This window comes from Shewanella japonica (assembly GCF_002075795.1).
In the GTDB taxonomy this organism is placed as follows: domain Bacteria; phylum Pseudomonadota; class Gammaproteobacteria; order Enterobacterales; family Shewanellaceae; genus Shewanella; species Shewanella japonica.
In genome coordinates this window covers 3135690-3157357 of sequence record NZ_CP020472.1, presented here as the reverse complement: position 1 = coordinate 3157357, position 21668 = coordinate 3135690, and the positions used below count along the sequence as shown (strand labels likewise).

The following is a 21668-nucleotide window of genomic DNA, read 5'->3' as shown; positions in this document are numbered from 1 at the left end:
TAGTGACTTATAATGAAATACTTAGAACCCCCATAATGTTAGCCCTTCATCGGGCTTAATATGGAAAACTCTCCCAAAAATCACAACTTGGTATTGGAAGCTTTAATGTAGACAATACCAAATCATAGGTATTCATCGTTTACCCACGCTCAGTCAATTTGGGAAATATCACAAGACACTTTTGCAAATACCACCCGAGCAAAGCAATAATGAAGAGAGTTAGAATCATAAAATTAAATAACATTTTGTAGCCTCAGAGCGTGTAAATGACGCGAATACCGGCTTTACCATGGCAGTTGAGTACCATCGTAAACAAAAAATGAACCTGAGTGTTTGGCTTTTAAAGTATCAATAACATTAAGCATTCCCTTGATACTTTCTTCTGCTGACAACTTGCCGTCTTTGCCGCCCATATCGGTTTGCACCCAGCCTGGATGAATAGCCATGGTTTTTACACCAGATCCCGATAACTCACAGGCCAATGATTTAATAATTTGATTAAGTGCTGCTTTTGATGCTCGATAGCTGTATCGGCCTCCAGAGCGGTTATCATCAATGCTGGCCAGTATTGAGGTCATCCCGATTATGGTTTTATCTTGGCCGGCTAGAATATTATTGAGCAAGGCCTGCGTGATTAACATGGGTGCGATGGTATTAACCTTTAATACCTCGACCCATCCTTGCTGATCCATATTGCCTAAGTTGTCACATCCTTCACCACTCACCCCTGCGTTATGAATAAGCACATCAATAGGTTGATCTTTAAATACTTCAGTTATAGCGAGAATATCTGTTTCATTACTAACATCTAAAGCATAAGGGTGAATGCTTGAATACTGTGGTGCTAACAGAGTTAACTCATGCGCTGAATCAATATCGCGACAACAGGCAATGACCTTATAGTGACGCTGTGCATATTGCTTTGCAAGCTCTAGTCCTAAGCCACGATTTGCTCCAGTAATAAAAACGGTTTTCATTGAATGCCTCTTATCAGTTTCAATCTTATCTAATACCAATCAATATCAGTTGCGAAAGCTGGCCAATGCGGCTGCATTGACCAGTTCTAAAAGTAAGAATCATGTTTATTTCATTAATACTCTTTTTATATCACTAACTTTCTGCACGCTTATCAAGGCGACCACTAAAGCGGGTCAAAGCAAGCGCTATCAGTACCACTACCGCACCGACCCAAGGTGTATGCATTAAGCCAGCTTCAGCGACAATCATCCCTCCGCCCCATGAACCAAGTGCAATACCAACGTTAAAGGCTGCTATGTTTAAACCGGAAGCAACATCCACTGCATCTGGTGTATATTTTTCAGCAAGTTTCACTACATATACTTGTAAACCAGGAACATTACCGAATGCAAATGCTCCCCAAACTAAAATCGTGGCTACCGCGGCGATAGGGTTAACGGCGGTAAAATTGAACACGATAAGCACAGCAGCAAGACCAGTAAAAATAATGGTAAGTGCTTTTATTGGGCCCATTTTATCGGCCATTTTACCGCCCCAAATATTACCAATAGCAACGGATACACCATAAACCAACATAATTAAACTAATTGCATTAGCACTAAAGCCTGATTCTTGCTGCAAAATCGGAGCAAGGAAGGTGAATGCTGTAAAAGTGCCGCCATAACCCAGCGCGGTAATCGCATAAACCAGTAATAATCGAGGTTGAGTTAATACCTTAAGCTGCGATGAAAGCTTAGCTGCAGCAGGTTGTTTTAAGTTATTTGGTACTAATAAAGCGCTACCAATTAATGCGATTAAACCTAATAGCGCAACAATTAAGAAGGTTGATTCCCAGCCAAAGGTTTGACCAATGACAGTCCCAAGCGGCACGCCTGTTACTAACGCCACGGTTAAACCTGTGAACATAATCGCAATGGCGCTTGCCGCTTTTTCTTTGGGCACTAGGCCTGTAGCAATGGTTGAACCAATTGAGAAAAATACACCATGGGCTAAACCTGTCAAAATACGAGCGACAATTAAGGTGTTATATCCAGGTGCTTGCCATGCTATTAAGTTACCGACAACAAACAGTGACATTACGGTAATCAATACGTGTTTACGATTCCACTTTCCTGTTAAAGCCGTTAAAACCGGGGCACCAATGGCAACACCAAGTGCATAAAGGCTAACCAGCAAGCCTGCTGAAGGTAGTGATACATTTAAGTCTGAGGCCATAGTCGGGAGTAGCCCCACGATCACAAACTCCGTTGTTCCAATAGCAAAGGCGCTTAGCGTCAATGCGAGAAGTGCTAAAGGCATAATATTTACTCTATGTTGTTTGAAAATGACCAGCAATAGCCGATGTATTGGTCGCTATGCAGTCACGTTGTTAATTGATGGGGGGCATTTTGCATCAAAGTTTTTTTTCGAAAAATAGAGGTTTTTACAAATGATATTTGTTATAAATGCAATAAAGCAGATGGTCGAGTGGATAAAGTTGAGGGCAATAGCATGCGAACAAAATCTGATGATTTAGCCATTTTACTAGCTGTAGTCGATACCGGAGGTTTTTCAGCGGCAGCAGAGACCCTAGATATACAAGTCGCGCGAGTATCCAGGGCGGTCAGTAAAGTGGAGAGCCAACTTGGGGTCACTATTTTAAACCGAACCACCAGACGTATTGAATTAACCGATGAAGGACGCCAGTTCATTGACTCAGTGCGGTTGGGGTTAATGCAACTACAGCAGGCGGAAGAAGATATTATTTCCCGTGGGGAATTGCCCAAAGGCCGTTTACGTGTCGACGCGGCTAGTCCGTTTGTGTTTCACCAACTGGTGCCATTGGTGCAGTCATTTAATCAAGCCTATCCCGATATTGAGCTAGAAATAACCTCCAATGAAGGCATTGTGGATTTGTTAGAAAAGAAAACCGATTTAGCAATCCGTATTGGTACGTTGAGCGATTCGACCCTACATGCTCGGTCGCTGGGTCGAAGCCCCTTGTATATTGTGGCTTCACCAGAATATATATCAAAACGCGGGCTCCCCAACAAATCCAGCGATCTCGCTCAGCATAATCTCATTGGATTTGTCGCTCCCAAGATTTTGAATGACTGGCCTTTAAAAGGTTTTAGCCAGTTAGACGCTTTAATGTCATCAAGTAATGGCGAAACCATTCGACAAATAGTGTTGGCAGGAAATGGCATAGCATGCCTATCAGGGTTTATGGTGAATAAAGATATTGCCAAAGGGCGTTTAATCCCGCTGTTGGAGCGCGAAAAAATTAGCCATCCAAGAAGAGAGCAAGTCAACGCAGTGTATTATAAGACTTCTTCTGTAGCCAAGCGGATTTCTGCTTTTATTGATTTTATTAAGCCTAAGTTAAACCTGTAGGCAGCTGAATCAGCGGGTCAGAGTAAACTTAACTATTTTATATCAGATGCTCATGAACTAAGGCTTTATTTCTAACTCACTTCTGTCCATAAATGAGCTCGGTATGTTCTATAATAGTGGCCAAACTCCTTACCACTACAAATGTTCATTTTTAGAATAAATTACCGAATAAGTTTACATTCAGTTGTGATGCTATGTAATTCTATCTGTGCTTGGCACTCATTAAGCGCTCTTTCTTTGGCCTTTTGAAGTGAGCTATATGAATGTGAATAACCAATTACCTCGCGACCATCAACTCCTCTAGCTAATGCAAAAGCTTTATTTGAATCCATGTTTTTAAAATCTTGAAGCAACCTAAGTGTTTTACTTTGATAGATTTCTCTATCGAGATTTTTTTTTAAATTTGTATATTCAAAGCCCCAATATGTTTTTATACCTTGGACTATAATACGGTCACCACTTTTCAATTGTGACCATATTGACCTTGATACGCCACATAGCCTACCGGATCCAAAGTTGGAATAACCTTTTAAACGTATTGCCCCTGCGCAATAAGCACTACTATATGTACTACTTACATAATCAACAGTTAATTCTAACTCAACTTCTTTACTTTGGCCGGCCCAAGTGAGCAATATGTGGCCGTATCTAGCTGTAGCAAGTGGTGCTGCAACAGTTATAAAAATAAAAACAAGAAATGCCGACATTTGATGTTTTCTTCTTTCTTTTTTACTCTTATTTGAATGTAATTCTGGTGTGAATTTCCAAAATAGATATGCCGCCCCTGCTCCTAATATAATGTAAAGAAAACTTGAGCTTACTAACGTACTTTCATCAGAAATGATTCCTGATAAAAAAAGGCTAAATGCGATTAAAATGAGTATCGAATTACCAATAAATTGTATAATTTTTTCCATGTTATTAGCGTAACCTTTGTGAAAACTCCTTGAAGGCCACGGTAAACTCCTTGTTAATTATTTACCTTCATAAACATACCATAAGAATTACTTAATAAGTGAGGGCAAGAATAAGTAGAGTGGAATTGTTTTCTATCAAACGCTTATGTTCCAAGGCTAATTAAAAACTTGATACCTCTTGATTAGGATTAATAAATAACCGCGCCGAATCCCTATTTACTTACTTATACTAAACCTCCACGCTTTTTCCTTAATGCTTACGAAAATTCACACTATTCAAAAGTATAATCAATGCATATTTACAATTTAGGTGCACATTTTCTTATGTTTAAGGGAAAAATGAAAAAAATATTATCCGCAACCTTATTTGTCGGAATATCGTTAACGTTAGCAGCGTGTGATTGGGAAACGATATTACTTGAGGAAAGTAGTGACTCTAGTTCAATGGGCTACTATCAATTTGTTAATTTAGTCGCGCAATCACCAGCCATTGAGATTATGGTTGAAGATGAGTCTATAGGTGAACTCGCGTTCGGTGATGCAAGCAGTATCGAACAAGTCAGTAATGACAGCTACGACTTAGAATTTAATCAAATTTTACCTAACTCCACGAATGACGAATTTACAAGTGGCGATAGTATTAGTGTATCCAAAAATAAAACGAGCACATATATTATTTATGGTGATACAGATGCGCCGTCATCGTTAACATTGACGACTGACATTTCGGATTTATACGATGAAGATTTTGATGAAGACTATGATGCAATCATTCAATTTATCAATCTATCGAACTCAGCCGCTGATATTGACGTTTACTGGTTAAACGAAGGTGAAGATTTATTAAATAAAGTCGCCGATTATACATTGGCATATGAAGCGTCAAGTGATGAAATAGAAATTGAATCAGGTAGTTACAAACTGGTACTGACTGAATCTGGCACAGATATCATTATTGCATCGACAGACGGCATAACGATAGCAGACGGGGATGCTCAAATATTTGCACTCACTAGCTATCTGATTGCTGGTTCAGACGATCAAGTCAATACCATCGTCAACATTGAATCTGATGGTGGCCGTAAACTCACCAATGAAGCACAAGCGGCAAACGTGCGCTTTTTACATGGTATTTCTGCTCCTGATTACTTAGACGTTTATCTTGATATTTATTTAACTGATGCCAATAACGATGACGAAGCTAGCTTAATCGCCAGCGCCCTAGAATTTGGTGCTTTGTCTGACTCAGTTGATATTGAAATAGAAAATATTGATTCGGGTGATACTCGAAACTTTTACTTACTGGATAATACGACTGAAGATAAAATTGATACATTTAGTGTTGATATGCAACCAAGTAGTCGTACTCTTATCTTAACCTCTGGTGACACATCATCAGCTATTACTGTCAATGATAATGAAGAAGATCTGCGCGTTATAGATACCCATGCGAAAATTTTAGTTAGCCACAATATAAGTGACATAAAAAGTGATGCGATTGACGTTTTAATTTTAAATGAAGGCGCTAACCCTGATTCTTATTCTGCTCAAGTCGAACTAAGTTATATGAATAATGAAGATTATGAATTGGAAAGTGGTGATTACGATATTTATATCTACAACGCATCGACTGATGAGTTAATCATTGAAACATCATTACGCGGTATTGAAAAAGGTGATGTGATTAATTTAATTGCAACTGACTATACCTACGGTGGCACGCCTTACGAACTGCAAACACATATCAACAATTAAGCGTAAACGTGGTGTTTTTATGCTTTATTACTTTTTGAGTAAATAAGACCAGTATCGAATCTGGATGGGGCTATCAACCCCATCTAGATCTAGCGTTAGCCATGTTTAGTACTTAAATATGTAGCTGGGATAAATAAGTGACGACAGAATAAACGCCATTATTTTCTATCAAATGCTTATGCGCCAAGGTTTAACCTTTAACTCCTAACTTCTAGCTTCTTTTGTCTATTGGCGATAGGACATTAACTCATTTATTTTAGGTGCATTTTTTAGGTGCATTTTTGCCACCGAAAGCGCTGCCAAGTTACTCCTTTTTTAGCCGCTCTAGCTCTTGAATTTGTTTTACAATGTTTTCAGCTTCTGCGGTTATCATTGAATAAGATTTTATATCGCCATTCCTTTGTGCATACATGGCTTGTTCAAGTTTAGCTTCATAAGCTTTATTGAGTTTTTTGATGGGGTCTTGCTTGAATATAGAAAACATACCAATCACTTTTAAATATCTTTTGTATTAGTACGTTTGTAAACAGGTTTTAGTTTTTATATTTTTCAATTAATTATTATTGAGAGTTTAACTGTTGCCTTACCAATCAGCCCCCAGTTGCTTGTGTCTTGCTGCTAATGTTCTGAATTCAGCTAGCATGCTGGTTTCACGCATGTCGAGCTTGAGCACTAACAGTACCAATATTAACGGCTGCTGATATGTTATTGGCCTTTATTTGATGCAGATGAATAACGGCTACAAATATGTAAGCGGTTATGACTCATCTTTAAGGCAAATCTGTTACTCATCACTCTTTTTTCCATCCCCTAAAATCCAGTTACGACAATCGAGTTATTCAATCAACGTATTTTGCTAAATTTGACTACACTAATATTAGTGCAATTATTAGTACGGTTATTAGCACGATAATTAAACCAAAGATGAGATGTCGTCGATACTGAAAATTTAGAGTATTGATTGTTAATGACTAAACATTAATCGTCGATTGAACACGAGCGCTGACGTTAAAATTAAAGGGGTAATATATGGATTCAATTCAAATTTCAGAATATATGGACCGCCAACCTGTATTGTTAAAAGCCAATATGTCGTTAGCAACGGCTGTAGAGCATTTACTAACGAAGAACAAAGCTGGTGCCGCTGTGATTGATAATGACGGTCAGCTGGTGGGTTTTTTATCTCAACAGGATTGCTTATCAGTGATGCTGAAAAGCAGTTATCACTGCGATATGACAGAAACCGTTAAAGACTGCATGAAAACGGATGTACTGACAGCAACACCTGATGGCAGTATCTTACAGTTGGCTGAACAGATGTTAGGGGCAAAACCTAAAATTTATCCAGTAGTAGAAGGCAGTAAAGTCGTTGGTACGATTAATCGAACTGATGTGTTAAAGGCAATGAACATCTATATGCAGCAATGTTATTTAACACCAGCCTAAGTTGCCAGCAAAGCTGTTTATCAAAGAGAATTTTGGCCTGAGTCAACGAGGGCTTTTTGTTTTGATTCCTTTAAACTAATACCATTCAGTCTAGTTCCTTGCTAGGATCGCAGTTTTTGAAATACTTGCTAGGAATTAGATTTGAATTCGGACCAACACCCGCTCTCTAAAGCATACCTAAACTCTTGTTATCAAACCGATGCGGCAAGAATTCGTCGTCGTTTGTATCAATTAAACAAAGAGCCGCAGTCTGAAAAGAAAGTTCAAGTCTTAGCCAAGTTAGCTGAACAAGCCACTCAAGCCTATGAAAAGGCTCAACTAAGGCTAAAAAATAGCCCTAAAGTGACTTATCCAGATGCCTTACCTGTCTCTCAAAAACGCGATGACATAGCCTCAGCGATTGTGAATAACCAGGTCGTCATTGTTGCGGGTGAAACAGGATCTGGTAAAACAACCCAGCTACCCAAGATATGTTTAGAGCTAGGCCTTGGTACACGTGGTTTAATTGGCCACACTCAACCAAGGCGTCTTGCAGCAAGAAGCGTTGCTAATCGCGTTGCTGAAGAAATTAACAGCCCGCTAGGCGAGGTTGTTGGTTTTAAAGTGCGTTTTGCAGATGCCATAAGTCCAGACAGTTACGTTAAATTAATGACTGATGGTATTTTACTGGCAGAATTAACCTCTGATAAATTTTTAAATCAATACGATGCCATCATTATTGATGAGGCGCATGAGCGTAGTTTAAACATTGATTTCATCTTAGGTTACCTCAAGCAGGTGCTGAAAAAGCGACCTGATTTAAAAGTGATCATTACTTCGGCAACCATTGATGTTGAGCGATTCTCTAAGCATTTTAATAATGCGCCAGTTATTGAAGTATCGGGTCGAACCTTCCCTGTAGAAACGCGTTATCGACCATTAGTCCGTGATACCGATGCTGACTTAGATGTGAGTGATGGTATTTTCTCCGCTGTTGATGAGCTAATGGCTGAAGGGCCTGGCGATATTTTGATTTTCATGAATGGCGAACGTGAAATTCGTGATACCGCAGAAATGCTTCGCAAGCAAAAGTACCGTGATACAGAAGTGCTGCCTTTGTACGCGCGTCTATCATATGGCGAACAATCTAAAGTCTTCAAAAGTCATATCGGTCGTCGCATTGTGTTAGCAACCAATGTGGCCGAGACGTCATTAACTGTACCTGGGATCCGCTATGTGATTGACCCAGGTACCGCTCGAATTAGCCGTTATAGTTACCGTACTAAAGTACAACGTTTGCCGATTGAACCTATTTCTCAAGCCAGCGCAAATCAGCGTCAAGGTCGCTGTGGACGTGTCGGTCCAGGTATTTGTATTCGTTTATATGATGAAACTGATTTTATTCAGCGTCCTGAGTTTACCGATCCTGAAATCTTACGTACCAATCTTGCCTCGGTTATTTTGCAGATGTTAGCCATTGGGCTAGGCGATATTGCGGGTTTCCCATTTATACAGCCTCCTGAGCAAAAACATATTCGCGATGGCTTCTTACTGCTAGAAGAGCTGCAAGCCGTTAAACAAAAACGCAAAGAGTTAGTGCTGACCAACCTTGGGCGTAACTTAGCAAAAATCCCACTCGATCCTCGTCTTGCTCGTATGGTACTTGAAGCGAAAGATATGAGTTGTTTGCATGAAGTCATGGTTATTGCTTCAGGTTTATCTATTCAAGATCCTCGTGAAAGACCGATTGAAAAAAAACAAGCTGCAGATGAGTGCCATCGTCGCTATGCCGATAAAGACTCTGATTTTGTTAGCTGGGTTAATTTATGGAATTACTTAAAAGATCAAAAAAGCGAATTGTCAGCAAGCCAGTTCAGAAAGCAATGTCGTGAAGAATACTTAGCGTATTTGCGTGTACGTGAGTGGCAAGATTTATATACCCAGATTAAACAAGCGGTACACGATTTAAAATGGCGTTTAAATGACACACCAGCCAGTTACGATAATTTACATAAAGCGTTGTTATCAGGCTTGTTAAGCCACATTGGTTTTAAAGATGCGAATAATGAATATCTTGGTGCCCGCAACCGTAAGTTTTTTGTATTTCCTGGCTCGCCTTTAGCAAAAAAAGGCCCGAAATGGATAATGGCGGCTGAGCTCACTGAAACTTCTCGTTTATTTGCCAGATGCTGCGCCAAAATTCAACCAGAGTGGTTAGAGCCTTTAGCTGCACATTTGATTAAGAAAAATCATCTAGAGCCACATTTTGAAGCGAAACCTGCCAGTGTCATCGCATTTGAAAATCAAGTGCTATATGGCCTAACAGTGGTTAATCGCCGTAGAGTGCAATATGGGCCTATTGATCCTGTTGAAGCTCGTGAAATCTTTATTCGCAGCGCGTTAGCTGAAGGGCAGTTACACACAAAAGAGCCTTTCTTTATTAAAAATCAGCAACTGCTGAATGATATTGAATCGTTAGAACATAAATCTCGACGCCGTGATATTTTAGTGGATGAGCAGGTGCTGGTGGACTTTTATGATCCGCTTATTCCGCAAGGTATTTATAATGCGTCACTATTCTTTAAATGGTGGAAACAGGCACGTAAAGAAACGCCAGAGCTACTGGACTTTAATCAAGACTTATTGATGCAGCGAAGTGCAGATCATATTTCAGCGTTAGATTTCCCTGAAGTATGGCAAAAAGCTAACTTGGGTTTACAAGTGAGTTATCACTTTGAGCCTGCCGCTGTTGATGATGGGGTGTCGGTGCACATTCCTGTGGCGTTGATAAACCAAGTTGATACTGAAGATTTTGATTGGTTAGTACCAGGACTTCGTGAAGAAAAAGTCGTGGCGCTGATTAAGTCGTTGCCTAAAAATCTTCGCCGTAATTTTGTGCCAGCGCCAGATTATGCCCGCGCCTGTGTACAAGCTATGGAGCCTTTTTCAATGCCGCTGCTTGATGCAATGTGTAAGCAGTTACTTCGCATGACAGGTACACGTATAAGTGGTGATGATTTTGACTTAACTCAGTTAAGTGCTCATTTAACAATTAACTTTAAAATTGAAGATGATAAGCACCGCCTAGTGGATCAGGGGCGTGATTTAGATTCTTTAAAAGATAAGTTGCAAGGTGTGGTGGCAAAAGCCATTCGTAATGTGGCGGAAGAGGGAATTGAAAAGAAAGACATCACAACATGGTCATTTGGGGATTTACCAAAGCAATATCAAAAACGTAAAGGTAATTACGAAGTTAAAGCTTATCCAGCGTTAATTGATGAGAAAGATCAAGTCTCTATTAAATTGTTTGATGATGAATTTGAGGCCGAGCGTCAGCACCGAGCAGGTTTACGTCGTTTATTGCTCATTAATATTCCTTCGCCTGTTAAACATCTTCAAAAAGCCCTGCCAAATAAAGCAAAATTGGCGATGTACTTTAACCCATTTGGTCAAGTTCAATTATTAATTGACGATATTATTTCTGCATCAGTTCAACAACTGTTGGATGAGAAAAAGCTAGATGTGCGTAATGAGGCGCAATTTGAGCAAGCTAAAGATTGGGTGAGGCAGGAGTTAAATGATTATGCTGAGCAAATCTCGTTGCAAGTTGAGCAAATTCTGACGATATATCAACGTATTAAAAAGCGCTTAAAGGGTAAAATCAGTTTAGATATTGCTTTTGCGATGAGTGATATAAATACCCAGTTAGATAAATTGGTGTTTAAAGGTTTTGTTGAGCACTGTGGCTGGAGTCGCCTTACTGATGTGGCGAGGTATTTAAAAGCGATTGAAAACCGTTTGGATAAATTACCGGTTGATCCGACTCGTGATCGGCTTCATATGCAGAGTATTAGTAAAGTACAAGACTTGTTAAATGCGCAATTAGCCAAAGTGCCTAAAACTCAGCCTGTACCTGAAGTATTAGTTGAAGCACGTTGGATGATCGAAGAATTCCGTGTTTCATGTTTTGCGCAAGTCTTAGGAACAGCGTATCCCATTTCTGAAAAACGCATTGTAGTACAAATCAGTCAAGTGTAATACTTGTCATGCGTGATTAAGCTGTTAAACGCCCAGTACAATTCGTATTGGGCGTTTTTGTATATAGCTTTATTCTTTCTTCGTGTTTATCTGGTATTGGTTGAAAAGCAGCAAGTGTTAAAGCATATTGTGTCGATTGTTACTTTAAATTAGCTAAAAACACTGAAAGTGTGCTTCGTTATGTAACACTTTCAGTTTTACCTATCAAAAAAGCCACTTTAAATGAGTATTTTACAAAACGAACATACATTTCTGAAAGTTTTTCGTAATTTTTGTAGGATTGGTGGTGTTAGATTGCTATAATTCGTTTCAAGAAGTAAAGATGGCTACAGCTTCTCTGTAAAGGTAAATGTCACCCCCCTATATAATAGACATGCCTTACCCCCTACAAAACGGCCTAAGATTGATAGGAGTTACTATGGAAGTTCATGAATACGAAAACGCTTATTATCAAGTAAAAGATGACGTTCTAGAGTCACTACCTACTGAAGAAGAATAAGCTGATTGAACTAATATTATTAGCTCTTTCACAAGCATAAAAAAACAGCCTAGGCTGTTTTTTTTATGCTTGTGAATCTGAAGATAAGAAATTATCCTTCAATTCGGCCTTTTTCTGTTAGCACTTCCACAATAATCCAACTCTTACCATTTTTGACTAACTTGATTGTGCGGTCATCGACCCATGGGCTACCACCACGTAAACCTTCCATTTTCACTTTAACATCAACTTCATCAGTAAATTTACGGAAAAAGTCGATATCAATATCATCAATTGACATGTTCACATCTGTCATTGAAAGCCCAAGTACATGACGCTGGACTGCCGATGCAATATGGTAATGAGACATGATGTCTTTGAGTTCTTGATTGACAAACACTTTCGCTTTATTGACATCTTTATCAACATATATAGCACGGAAAAAACCTAAAGAAACTTCTTCAGGTGACAATGCTTTTTCAAGGCGACCTTGTTGTCTTTCTTCAGAGGGTGTACACGCAGCGAAGAAAAATAGGCTAATAAGAACAAAAATTTTATGCATATTAATCAGGAATTATTGTTATGTAGTATTAGTATCGCTATTTCAATGCGACGATACAAGTTACCTATGATCAAAGCATTAAAATTGAATAAATTCTTGACTCATCAATCAACACATGTCATACCTTAAGTAACTTCAATATACACCTGTGGTAACAACTCGGTGTATAACTTAATGTTATCCACAGAATCTGTGGACAACTATGTTGAATACTATTAGCCTTAGTTGCAAGGTTATGAAATTCAACATTTTTTAACGCTGGTTAAAAAATAACACCTCAATTTTTCCTGTGCTAAACTATTCATTTTATCCCCTAAAATATGTTTCTTTATGCAATTTATTGCTTGCTATTTAAAAATATTTCGCTCAAGAAACGTTAGATTAAGCAAAATTAATCAATTTCAAATAGCACTGTTTTTGGCTTGATGGAATTAACAAAATAGATCGCAGAACCGTCAGAAAACCGATTTCTCGGCCATTGATTATCGCTAAGATAAACATATAAACGAGATTTAATACTTACAAAAAAATGAATGATATTTGCGTCTTTTTATTCTTTATTGCGTCTAGGGTATTGAGTAACGTTTTTTATCGAGTTGAGATTAACTTTATATGATATCTGAATGGCAAAACCATAAAACACAGCTACGAGGTTATGTAAGTCAACGCATTGATGACGACAGTGCGGTTGATGATATTTTGCAAGAGGTTTACATCAAAGCCAGTGGTAATTTACATCAGTTAAAATCCAGAGGCAGCCTCAAAAGCTGGTTGTATCGTATTGCACATAATACGATTATGGACTTTTATCGAGAGCGGCAACAATTTGAATCTTTGCCAGATGATTTAATGGCTGAAGAGCTCGATACAGGTAAAGAAGCAAGAGAGGAGCTCGCCCAATGTTTAGGGCCTTTAATTGACGAGTTGCCAGAAAAATATGCTAAGCCATTGCGCCTCGCTGAGCTTGAGGGGGTTTCTCAACAAAGGATTGCAGAACAACTTGGTTTATCTTTATCTGGAGCGAAGAGTCGAATCCAAAGAGGCCGAGTTAAATTTAGGCAACAAATGATGGCATGTTGTGACTTCGAAGTCGGCCAAGGCGGGATTACGGGCTACACCCCCAAAGACGCAAACCACAGAAAAAAATGTAAATCACCATAATGGGTTTACTGATAACACCTTGAATCGTATTGACTCATTTATCAGGACTTCGTCTTAACTGACATAGAGAGCCCTAACTGCCTCATCTAGCGTTCGGAAACGTTACTCCCGTATTCCAACATGCTCCTTTTTAACATCACGTGGCTAATACTCGTGTAGGAGCTTTATTGCTTTTTTAGGAGAAACTATGAAGTCGCTGTTCCAGCCAAGAGCATTAACGCAATCAAAGCCAACAATTTCTCAGCAAATGCTAAATGAAGCCAGTGAGTGGGCGATTATGCATGGGGTGGCTTTTCGCCGAGATGATAATACTGCAAGGCACTGTCCGTTTAGTATTGCGCCGATGACAATGCAGCGGCCCGTGTTTGAGCACTTAATCAAAGTCACTCCACTATTGACTAAGTTAATCGATAGGGTCTCTGAAGATCATGATTTCTTGCAAACACAACTTGCGGATGTGGCTAAAGCCGATCCTTTTTTTGAGCGGTTACTGTCTTTGCATCATCAAGTGCATGGCAGTAAAAATCAACGTTTAACGCCAGCACGTAAACCCTTACTACTTATGCGAACGGACTATATGGATGATCGTGAGCATGGCGCCAAAGTGATAGAGTTTAATGGCATTGCTGCAGGTATGGCACCATTTGGGCAACGTGCTACAGAGCTACATGATTTCTTACGTCTGCAATGGCCACAAGAATTTGAGGGCTTTTTAGAGCATAAGCAATCAGTTAGCGCTGACAATAAAGGCCTGACACAACTTGCCTCTAGTATTGCCCAAGCAGCTCAAAAAGTCGCTGCTGATTTTGCAGTTAAGTTCAGCGGAGGAAATGCACAAACTCAAACAGTACCGACGTTTTTAATGGTTGTGCAAGAAAATGAAGATAATGTTTATGATCAACATCTATTGGAAGTGGCATTACAGCAACGTGGTATTCGCACTGTAAGAAGGACGTTTGAGCAGTTAAGTTCGCAACTTTCTACAGGAGATCATCAGCGCTTAATTCTAGAGGGCATTGGCGGGATTGATGTTGTTTATCTTAGAGCGGGATACCAATATGCCGACTATTACTCGCCACAACGAGATGAAGCCATTTGTTGTGAAGCATTAAGTCAAACAAGATTGTTCATTGAACAGCATCATGTCGCAGTGAATGCGACTTTCAGTCAACAGCTAGCTACCAGTAAAACGGTGCAAATGCTGTTGACCATAATGCCTGCTGAAGCTTATTCACGCTGGGGCCTGACATTAGAGGAAGCTCACTTAGTAAAAAGTGTTTTAGCAGAGATGAAACCGATTAATACAGACACCATTAATTGGTTTAATCGTCATCCCAATAAACAAGAGTGGGTGCTAAAAAATCAAGGAGAAGGTGGGGGACATTGTGTATTCGGTAAAGATATTAGTGCTAAATTAAATTCTCTGACACCGAAAGAGTACGATGCTTGGGCGTTAATGCAGCGTTTGTTTCCTCATGAACGAGAAGTCGCTACCATTGCCGTGCGAGATAGTGAACAAACGTGGGTGAACGATCTTGTCAGTGAAATAGGCTTATTTACGGCATATTTTGACGGACAACCCGTGACAGCGTTAAATGGGTATGCGGGATACCTTATTCGCAGTAAACCAGCTAGTGAAAATGAAGGTGGAATACACAGTGGTCAAGGGATATTAGACTCATTGGTTTTAGTGGATTGAGTTTAATTAATTTCGATATTTAGAATTATTTTGCATCCTTATTGAGTTTTTTACGTCTTAAAGGCAATGAAGTAAAAACAGCTTAATATTCCAAAGAGATACAGAAATGATCAAACCTTTTAAAAACAGTAAGAATATCGTCAATAGCCAAGTGTTTACCCCAAGTCCTGGGCGCCAAGATATCAGTGACAAATTTATTAAGCACGACAGCAATATGCTCAATCAAATTTATGGTACTACTGATGTAAAACCATATTGGATTGCAGATATGGACTTCCCGATAGCTTCGCCAATCACTCAAGCAATGCAGCAATTAGTTAGTCGTGAGACTTATTCTTATGAGTTTGACTCTACAACCGTGTTCGAATCCATTTCCGCTTGGAATAAAGACCGTCATAACCTTGAATTAACTCCCGAACACTTTGTTCAAGTACCAGGTGTGCTGAGTGCGATTGCTATGTTAATTCGAGACTTTACTCAAGAAGGTGAAGGGGTGTTAATACAAACTCCTGTTTATCATCAATTTCGTAGGTTGATTGAGTCGGCCGGACGCACAGTTGTAGATAACACGCTTAAGATTGAGAACGGACGTTATGTTATTGATTTTAATGATTTTGAACAGAAGTTAAGTCGCGGTAATGTGGGTATGGTGCTGTTATGTAATCCACATAACCCAGTGGGACGAGTATGGAGCAAGTCAGAATTACAGCAGTTAACGACTATTGCCAAAAAATATCATGTGCTGATTGTGAGTGATGAAGTCCATGCAGATATTGTATTTGAAGGTTCACAATTTACGAGTATGGCCTCATTAGCCTATGAAAATAGCTTAACAATTATTGGTTCACCCGCTAAAAACTTTGGCTTAAATAGTATTTCAAACGGATATATTTATAGTGATAATCCGTCGTTACGTGAAATAATTAAAGCAACATCAGCTTCAATGTCTCTTGATCATGGCAATGCGTTTACCACCCATGCGACGATTGCAGCTTATCAGCATGGCAAGGATTGGTTTGATGCTTTTCTTACTTATACACAAACGACCCGTAATTGGATTGTTGATTTTATGGCCGCAGAGCTGCCGCAAGTTATCACCTTTGTGCCAGAAGGCACTAACCAGATTTGGTTCGATTTTACCGGGTTAAATCTAACCGCTGGGCAATTAAAAACGTTATTGACTAAACAAGCTAAAATGGCACTAACCCCTGGCACTTGGTTTGGTGAAAAGGATGAAAACTTTTATCGAATGAATTTTGCCTCACCATTAGAGCAAGTACAGGCTTCATTTGAGCAGCTTAAAAAAGGTATAGCAGATAGTAAACCTGCTAAATGATTAAAACCTAAAGAGTTAATCTACAAAAAAGCACTGCCTAAGCAGTGCTTTTTTTGTTTAAGCATTAACACAATCTGTGTTTACTGCTCATTTTGCGCCGCTTGAATAGCTGTTAAAGCAATGGTGTAGACAATGTCATCAACGAGAGCACCACGAGATAAATCGTTGACTGGCTTGCGCATACCTTGAAGCATTGGGCCAATACTGATTAAGTCTGCACTACGTTGAACTGCTTTATATGTCGTGTTACCTGTGTTCAAGTCTGGGAATACGAATACTGTCGCTTTACCGGCAACAGGGCTATCTGGTGCTTTAGAGCGTGCTACATTTTCCATGACTGCAGCATCGTATTGCAGTGGTCCATCAATCACCAGATCTGGGCGTTTTTCTTTGGCGATTTTGGTCGCTTCACGCACTTTATCAACATCGGAACCTGTACCAGATGTACCTGTTGAGTAACTGATCATAGCGACACGAGGCTCAATACCAAAAGCTGCGGCAGATTCAGCTGATTGAATGGCAATATCTGCCAATTGTTCAGGGTTTGGATCTGGGTTAATCGCACAATCACCGTAGACTAAAACCTGATCTGGCATCAACATAAAGAAGATAGAAGATACTAAGCTTGACCCTGGCGCTGTCTTAATTAACTGCAGTGGAGGACGAATGGTGTTAGCTGTAGTATTGACTGCCCCAGATACAATGCCATCAACTTCATCTTGAGCAAGCATCATGGTACCTAATACCATATTGTCTTCAAGTTGCTCTTTAGCCACGACTTCAGTCAGCCCTTTGTGACGTCGTAAATCTAGCATGCCTTCAACATAGCGCTCACGAGCTTGCAGAGGATCAATGATTTGAACACCTTCGCCCAATACCACATCTTGTGATGAAGCAATACGCAGAATTTCTTCTTCGTTGCCTAAGAGTACGCAGCGAGCAATACCACGTTCAGCACAAATGGCCGCAGCTTTAATGGTTCTTGGCTCTTCACCTTCAGGCAGTACGATGGTTTTCTTAGCTGCACGAGCAAGTTCAGTTAATTTGTATCTAAATGCTGGTGGCGATAAACGATGCTCACGAGGTGAGTTTTGCGTTACGCTTTCAATCCAGCTTTGATCGATATGACTGGCAACATACTCTTGTACTCGGTCAATTCGTACAGCATCATCAACAGGGACTTCATGATCAAAACGCTGAATATTTAACGAGGTTTGCCATGTATTTGTATTAATCAAAAATACTGGCAAGCCTGTTTCAAAAGCACGTTCACACAGTGCCATGATTTCAGGTTCTGGCTCGTATCCACCCGTCAGTAATAGGGCACCAATCTTGACCCCATTCATTGCCGCTAAACAAGCAGACACAATCACATCAGAGCGATCGCCCGATGTCACTAGCAATGAGTTGGTTCGGATATGAGTAACCATGTTAGGAATACTGCGGGCACAGAAAGTAACTTTACGTAAGCGTCGCGTATTCATTTCACCAGCATTGATGATTTTAGCATTGAGGTGTTTTGCTAAATCAGAAGCTCGAGGTGAAACAAGGTCTAAGTTATATGGCACACTACCTAAGATGCGCAGCGGGCTTTTACCCGGTAGCTGGAACATTGCTGAGGTATCCGTTGTTGATACTTCTGCATGGTCAAAGACTTCAGATAAATCAGGGCGTGCACGACCTTCATCGTCCACTGGAGCGCCAATTTTATTGATGATTGAGCCGATAAGACGTTTGTTTTTAACGCCGCCCCAAGAATTATAAGCAATCTCTAGGCGATTCATTAAGCCATTGGGTGTGTCATTTCCTGGTGTTGCAATGAAAATCACATCAGCATCTAATGCTTTAGCAATTTCAAAGTTAATGTCATCAGAAAATGGGTGATTACGAGTTGGTACTAGACCTTCAATCACGATCGTTTCGGTATTGTCGGCACATTCGCTGGCTCGAGCAATAATTTGCTCCATAAGCACATCGATTTGTTCTGAACGAATTAAGTTTTCAGCATGTTCCATAGTGAATGGTTCAAGCGGATTAACAGTCGGCGAATGACTTAAAATGGTGGTTGAACGTTCTGGACCATTGTCGCCATTACGGATTTGTGCAATTGGCTTGAAGAATTGAACTTTAACACCTTTGCGCTCTAGCGCACGAACCATCCCAAGGCTTAGTGACGTTAGACCTACACCTGTACCAATCGGGATTAACATAATATTACGAGACATATTTACCTCTAAACTGAGCGTGAATAAAGCCTGAGTTAACAGGCTTCATGTCGGGCAAGGGGATTAAGCGCTAATGAGTTTGATAGCGTCTTCTGCGATGACCCACTCTTCGTTAGTCGGGATAACCATTGCCACAGTGCTGTTTTCTTCGGTAATGATGCCATCTTTACCAAAACGCGCGGCTAGGTTTTTCTCTTCGTTTACTTTGAAATTAAAGATAGCCAGCATTTCAAGCACTTTTGCTCGGATAATATCTGAGTTTTCACCGATACCACCAGTAAATACAACGGCATCTAAACGGCCTAATGGCACAGTGTAAGAGGCAATGTATTTCGCTAAACGGTAGCAGAAAATTTCCAGTGCTAAGGTTGCGCCTTTATGGCCATCTTTGTAACCGTCTTCAATGCCACGACAATCGTTGGTTAACTCAGAAATACCTAATAAGCCGCTTTGCTTATTCAATAAGTTATTGACTTCATCAATGGTATAACCAAGTTGGTTAACTAAATGGTAAATGATTGATGGGTCCATATCTCCGCAACGTGTGCCCATAACTAAACCTTCTAATGGTGTTAATCCCATTGAAGTGTCGACACTTTTGCCGCCTTTTATGGCCGTAACTGAAGCGCCGTTACCTAAATGTGCAACAATTACATTCGTATCAGTGGTGTCTTTATTTAGCACTTTTGCCGCTTCACGGCTTACAAATAAGTGGCTGGTGCCATGCATGCCGTAGCGGCGAATACCATGTTCACGATACAACTTATAAGGAAGGGCATAGATATAAGCTTGCTCAGGCATGGTTTGGTGGAATGCGGTATCAAAAACAGCGACTTGTGGCAGAGCAGGGAATGAAGCCATAGCTGCTCGGATACCAATTAAATGTGCTGGGTTATGAAGTGGCGCTAGTGAAGCACAATCTTCAATACCACTGATCACATCTTCATTAATGATCACTGAGCGAGAATATTTTTCGCCACCATGAACGATACGATGACCGATAGCTTGAATTTGAGCTGCAAGCTCTGGCTGATCAGCAAGGATATTATTAACGATAAATTCAACTGCTTCACGGTGAGCAGTAAATGCGCCCAATTTAGCTTCATTTTTAGCGCCGTTAACTTTCCACTTTATGCGTGAATCTTCTAAACCGAAGCATTCAGCAAGTCCTGATATGTGATCATCACCTGAAACAGCATCAATAACAGCAAATTTTAAAGAAGAGCTACCGCAGTTGAGTACCAGTACGAGTTTTTCTGACATGTTGAGACCTTATTAGTCTGATCGAGCAAAATTAAAATTGATGTGAAATGTGTTATTTCAACTATCAATCATAGTTAATGATTTACTAAACAGCCGATAAATTTACCGTAAATTTGGGGCTCAATATCGCTGTGTGCTATGGTGCATATATATTTCTAACTTGTAGGGCATACCGTTGAACGTAAACGTGTTCAAAATCATAGGTGACGGTCGACGTTACATGAAGACGTGGCCTATGGTTCGGCAACTTGGGTTTTATTTCCCTGAATATCGTGTTGTCAGAGCAACCCATCTTGGCATTTTATTGATGCCGTTATTTGCTATCTTGGCTGCTTGTAGCCAAGTGTATGTTAATGGCTGGGCGTTTTTACCCCAAGCTATTGCCTTAATGCTATTTTTTATCAGTTTGCCTATCCAAGGTTTACTCTGGCTGGGCTGGCGTGCCCGACACCCTTTGCCGATAACCTTATTTGATTGGACAAATCAGTCAACCGTCAAAATGAGTTCAATGGGCATATCTTGCCAACCCCTTGGGGCTAAAGCGTGTTATTTAGATATGGCGCTGATACTCAAAATGGCATTTGAACGTTTAGATAAAAGTTATTGGGAGCAACTGTAAGTTTTTGCTCGCCAACGATTAATAATCTGCTTTAATTCCACGCTCAGTAAAGACAGCTTTTATGGCTTCCATAGTCTCTTTGCTGGGTGGCTTAATGTCTGTTAACGAATAGCTTTCACCAAATGCTTCCCACTTGTGCGTGCCAAGTTGGTGATAAGGCAATAATTCTACTTTTTCAACATTTTCCATAGGCTGTATGAAGTCTGCCAAAGCTTTCGCTGAGTCAATATCCTCAGTAAAACCATCAACTACTACATATCTCACCCAGGTTTTTTGATTGCGCTTCGCTAAATGTTTTGCAAACTGTAATGTTCGTTGATTACTCACCTTGGTTAAATCGATGTGCTTAGCATCATCCATTTGTTTTATATCAAGTAACACTAAGTCGGTATTGTCGAGTAATTCATCAATGACGGGCGTGTATTTACGCACAAAACCATTGGTATCAAGACAGGTATGCAGATCATTAGCTTTGCATGCTTTGAAAAGTTCGTTAACGAATTCAGCTTGAAGGATAGCTTCACCACCAGTGGCAGTTACTCCACCAGATTGTAGGAAAGGTTTGTAACTAATGATTTGGCTCATTAGTTCATCAACAGTGACTTCTTTGCCGCCGTCTAAATCCCACGTATCGCGATTGTGGCAGTATTGGCATTTCATTAGGCAGCCTTGCATAAAGGCGACATAACGAATGCCTGGACCATCAACGGTACCAAATGATTCTATAGAGTGGATACGACCTGTGGTCATGATGTCTCCAAACAAGCAAAAAAAGAGGTTGTACTCGTTTTTATTAATGAAACACTAATAAAGTTAAGTACAACCAATTTTAAGAATTA

The 21668-nt window shown here is 40.0% G+C and carries 16 protein-coding genes; 8 read left to right on the top strand and 8 right to left on the bottom strand.

What is annotated here, in order from left to right:
- Window positions 1-284: 284 nt before the first annotated feature.
- Both SJ2017_RS13445 and SJ2017_RS13440 read right to left on the bottom strand, forming a co-directional pair.
- Entirely contained in the window at window positions 285-977 is a 693-nt protein-coding gene (locus SJ2017_RS13445; RefSeq protein WP_080916085.1) for an SDR family oxidoreductase, read from the bottom strand.
- A gap of 133 nt (window positions 978-1110) precedes the next feature.
- Complete coding sequence (locus SJ2017_RS13440) at window positions 1111-2277, bottom strand: MFS transporter (RefSeq protein WP_080916084.1); 1167 nt, start codon at window positions 2275-2277, stop codon at window positions 1111-1113.
- Between the two features lie 192 nt (window positions 2278-2469).
- On the opposite strand from SJ2017_RS13440, the gene SJ2017_RS13435 reads away from it, so the two are divergent.
- Window positions 2470-3351 (top strand): LysR substrate-binding domain-containing protein, encoded by an 882-nt coding sequence (locus tag SJ2017_RS13435; protein WP_080916083.1) that lies wholly within the window; start codon window positions 2470-2472, stop codon window positions 3349-3351.
- 161 nt (window positions 3352-3512) lie between these two features.
- Here SJ2017_RS13435 and SJ2017_RS13430 read toward each other — a convergent pair whose 3' ends face one another.
- Window positions 3513-4268, bottom strand: coding sequence for a hypothetical protein (locus SJ2017_RS13430; RefSeq protein ID WP_080916082.1), 756 nt, complete (start codon window positions 4266-4268; stop codon window positions 3513-3515).
- A 339-nt stretch (window positions 4269-4607) separates the two neighbouring features.
- On the opposite strand from SJ2017_RS13430, the gene SJ2017_RS13425 reads away from it, so the two are divergent.
- Window positions 4608-6023, top strand: a complete 1416-nt coding sequence (locus tag SJ2017_RS13425) for a DUF4397 domain-containing protein (protein WP_156003270.1) — start codon at window positions 4608-4610, stop codon at window positions 6021-6023.
- Between the two features lie 304 nt (window positions 6024-6327).
- Here SJ2017_RS13425 and SJ2017_RS13420 read toward each other — a convergent pair whose 3' ends face one another.
- A complete protein-coding gene (locus SJ2017_RS13420; protein ID WP_055024723.1) occupies window positions 6328-6507 on the bottom strand; it encodes a DUF6435 family protein in 180 nt (59 codons plus the stop codon).
- A 545-nt stretch (window positions 6508-7052) separates the two neighbouring features.
- On the opposite strand from SJ2017_RS13420, the gene SJ2017_RS13415 reads away from it, so the two are divergent.
- Together SJ2017_RS13415 and hrpA are read left to right on the top strand one after the other, a co-directional pair.
- Entirely contained in the window at window positions 7053-7469 is a 417-nt protein-coding gene (locus SJ2017_RS13415) for a CBS domain-containing protein (protein ID WP_055024722.1), read from the top strand.
- 141 nt (window positions 7470-7610) lie between these two features.
- Window positions 7611-11486 carry an ATP-dependent RNA helicase HrpA gene (hrpA, locus tag SJ2017_RS13410; protein WP_080916080.1) on the top strand — a complete coding sequence of 1292 codons (3876 nt, stop codon included), beginning with the start codon at window positions 7611-7613 and terminating at the stop codon, window positions 11484-11486.
- 590 nt (window positions 11487-12076) lie between these two features.
- Here the strand turns inward: hrpA and SJ2017_RS13405 are convergent.
- On the bottom strand, window positions 12077-12526 hold the full coding sequence (locus SJ2017_RS13405) for a hypothetical protein (protein ID WP_055024720.1): 450 nt from the start codon (window positions 12524-12526) through the stop codon (window positions 12077-12079).
- Between the two features lie 612 nt (window positions 12527-13138).
- Between SJ2017_RS13405 and sigZ the strand changes: the two genes are divergently transcribed.
- The 3 genes from sigZ to SJ2017_RS13390 all read left to right on the top strand — a co-directional run bounded on the left by sigZ (window position 13139) and on the right by SJ2017_RS13390 (window position 16722).
- On the top strand, window positions 13139-13687 hold the full coding sequence (gene sigZ, locus SJ2017_RS13400; RefSeq protein WP_065110608.1) for an RNA polymerase sigma factor SigZ: 549 nt from the start codon (window positions 13139-13141) through the stop codon (window positions 13685-13687).
- Window positions 13688-13934: 247 nt separating this feature from the next.
- A complete protein-coding gene (locus SJ2017_RS13395) occupies window positions 13935-15386 on the top strand; it encodes a glutathione synthase (RefSeq protein WP_420876306.1) in 1452 nt (483 codons plus the stop codon).
- Between the two features lie 106 nt (window positions 15387-15492).
- Entirely contained in the window at window positions 15493-16722 is a 1230-nt protein-coding gene (locus SJ2017_RS13390; protein WP_244899692.1) for a MalY/PatB family protein, read from the top strand.
- Between the two features lie 80 nt (window positions 16723-16802).
- On the opposite strand, the gene pta is transcribed toward SJ2017_RS13390, so the two are convergent.
- On the bottom strand, window positions 16803-18947 hold the full coding sequence (pta, locus tag SJ2017_RS13385; protein ID WP_055024717.1) for a phosphate acetyltransferase: 2145 nt from the start codon (window positions 18945-18947) through the stop codon (window positions 16803-16805).
- A 63-nt stretch (window positions 18948-19010) separates the two neighbouring features.
- Complete coding sequence (gene ackA / locus SJ2017_RS13380; RefSeq protein ID WP_065110606.1) at window positions 19011-20210, bottom strand: acetate kinase; 1200 nt, start codon at window positions 20208-20210, stop codon at window positions 19011-19013.
- A 175-nt stretch (window positions 20211-20385) separates the two neighbouring features.
- On the opposite strand from ackA, the gene yfbV reads away from it, so the two are divergent.
- Window positions 20386-20829, top strand: coding sequence for a terminus macrodomain insulation protein YfbV (yfbV, locus tag SJ2017_RS13375; protein ID WP_080916078.1), 444 nt, complete (start codon window positions 20386-20388; stop codon window positions 20827-20829).
- A gap of 18 nt (window positions 20830-20847) precedes the next feature.
- Here the strand turns inward: yfbV and pflA are convergent, their stop codons facing one another.
- Window positions 20848-21582: a pyruvate formate lyase 1-activating protein gene (gene pflA / locus SJ2017_RS13370; RefSeq protein ID WP_119969429.1), complete on the bottom strand. Its 735-nt coding sequence runs from the start codon at window positions 21580-21582 to the stop codon at window positions 20848-20850.
- Window positions 21583-21668: the final 86 nt, after the last annotated feature.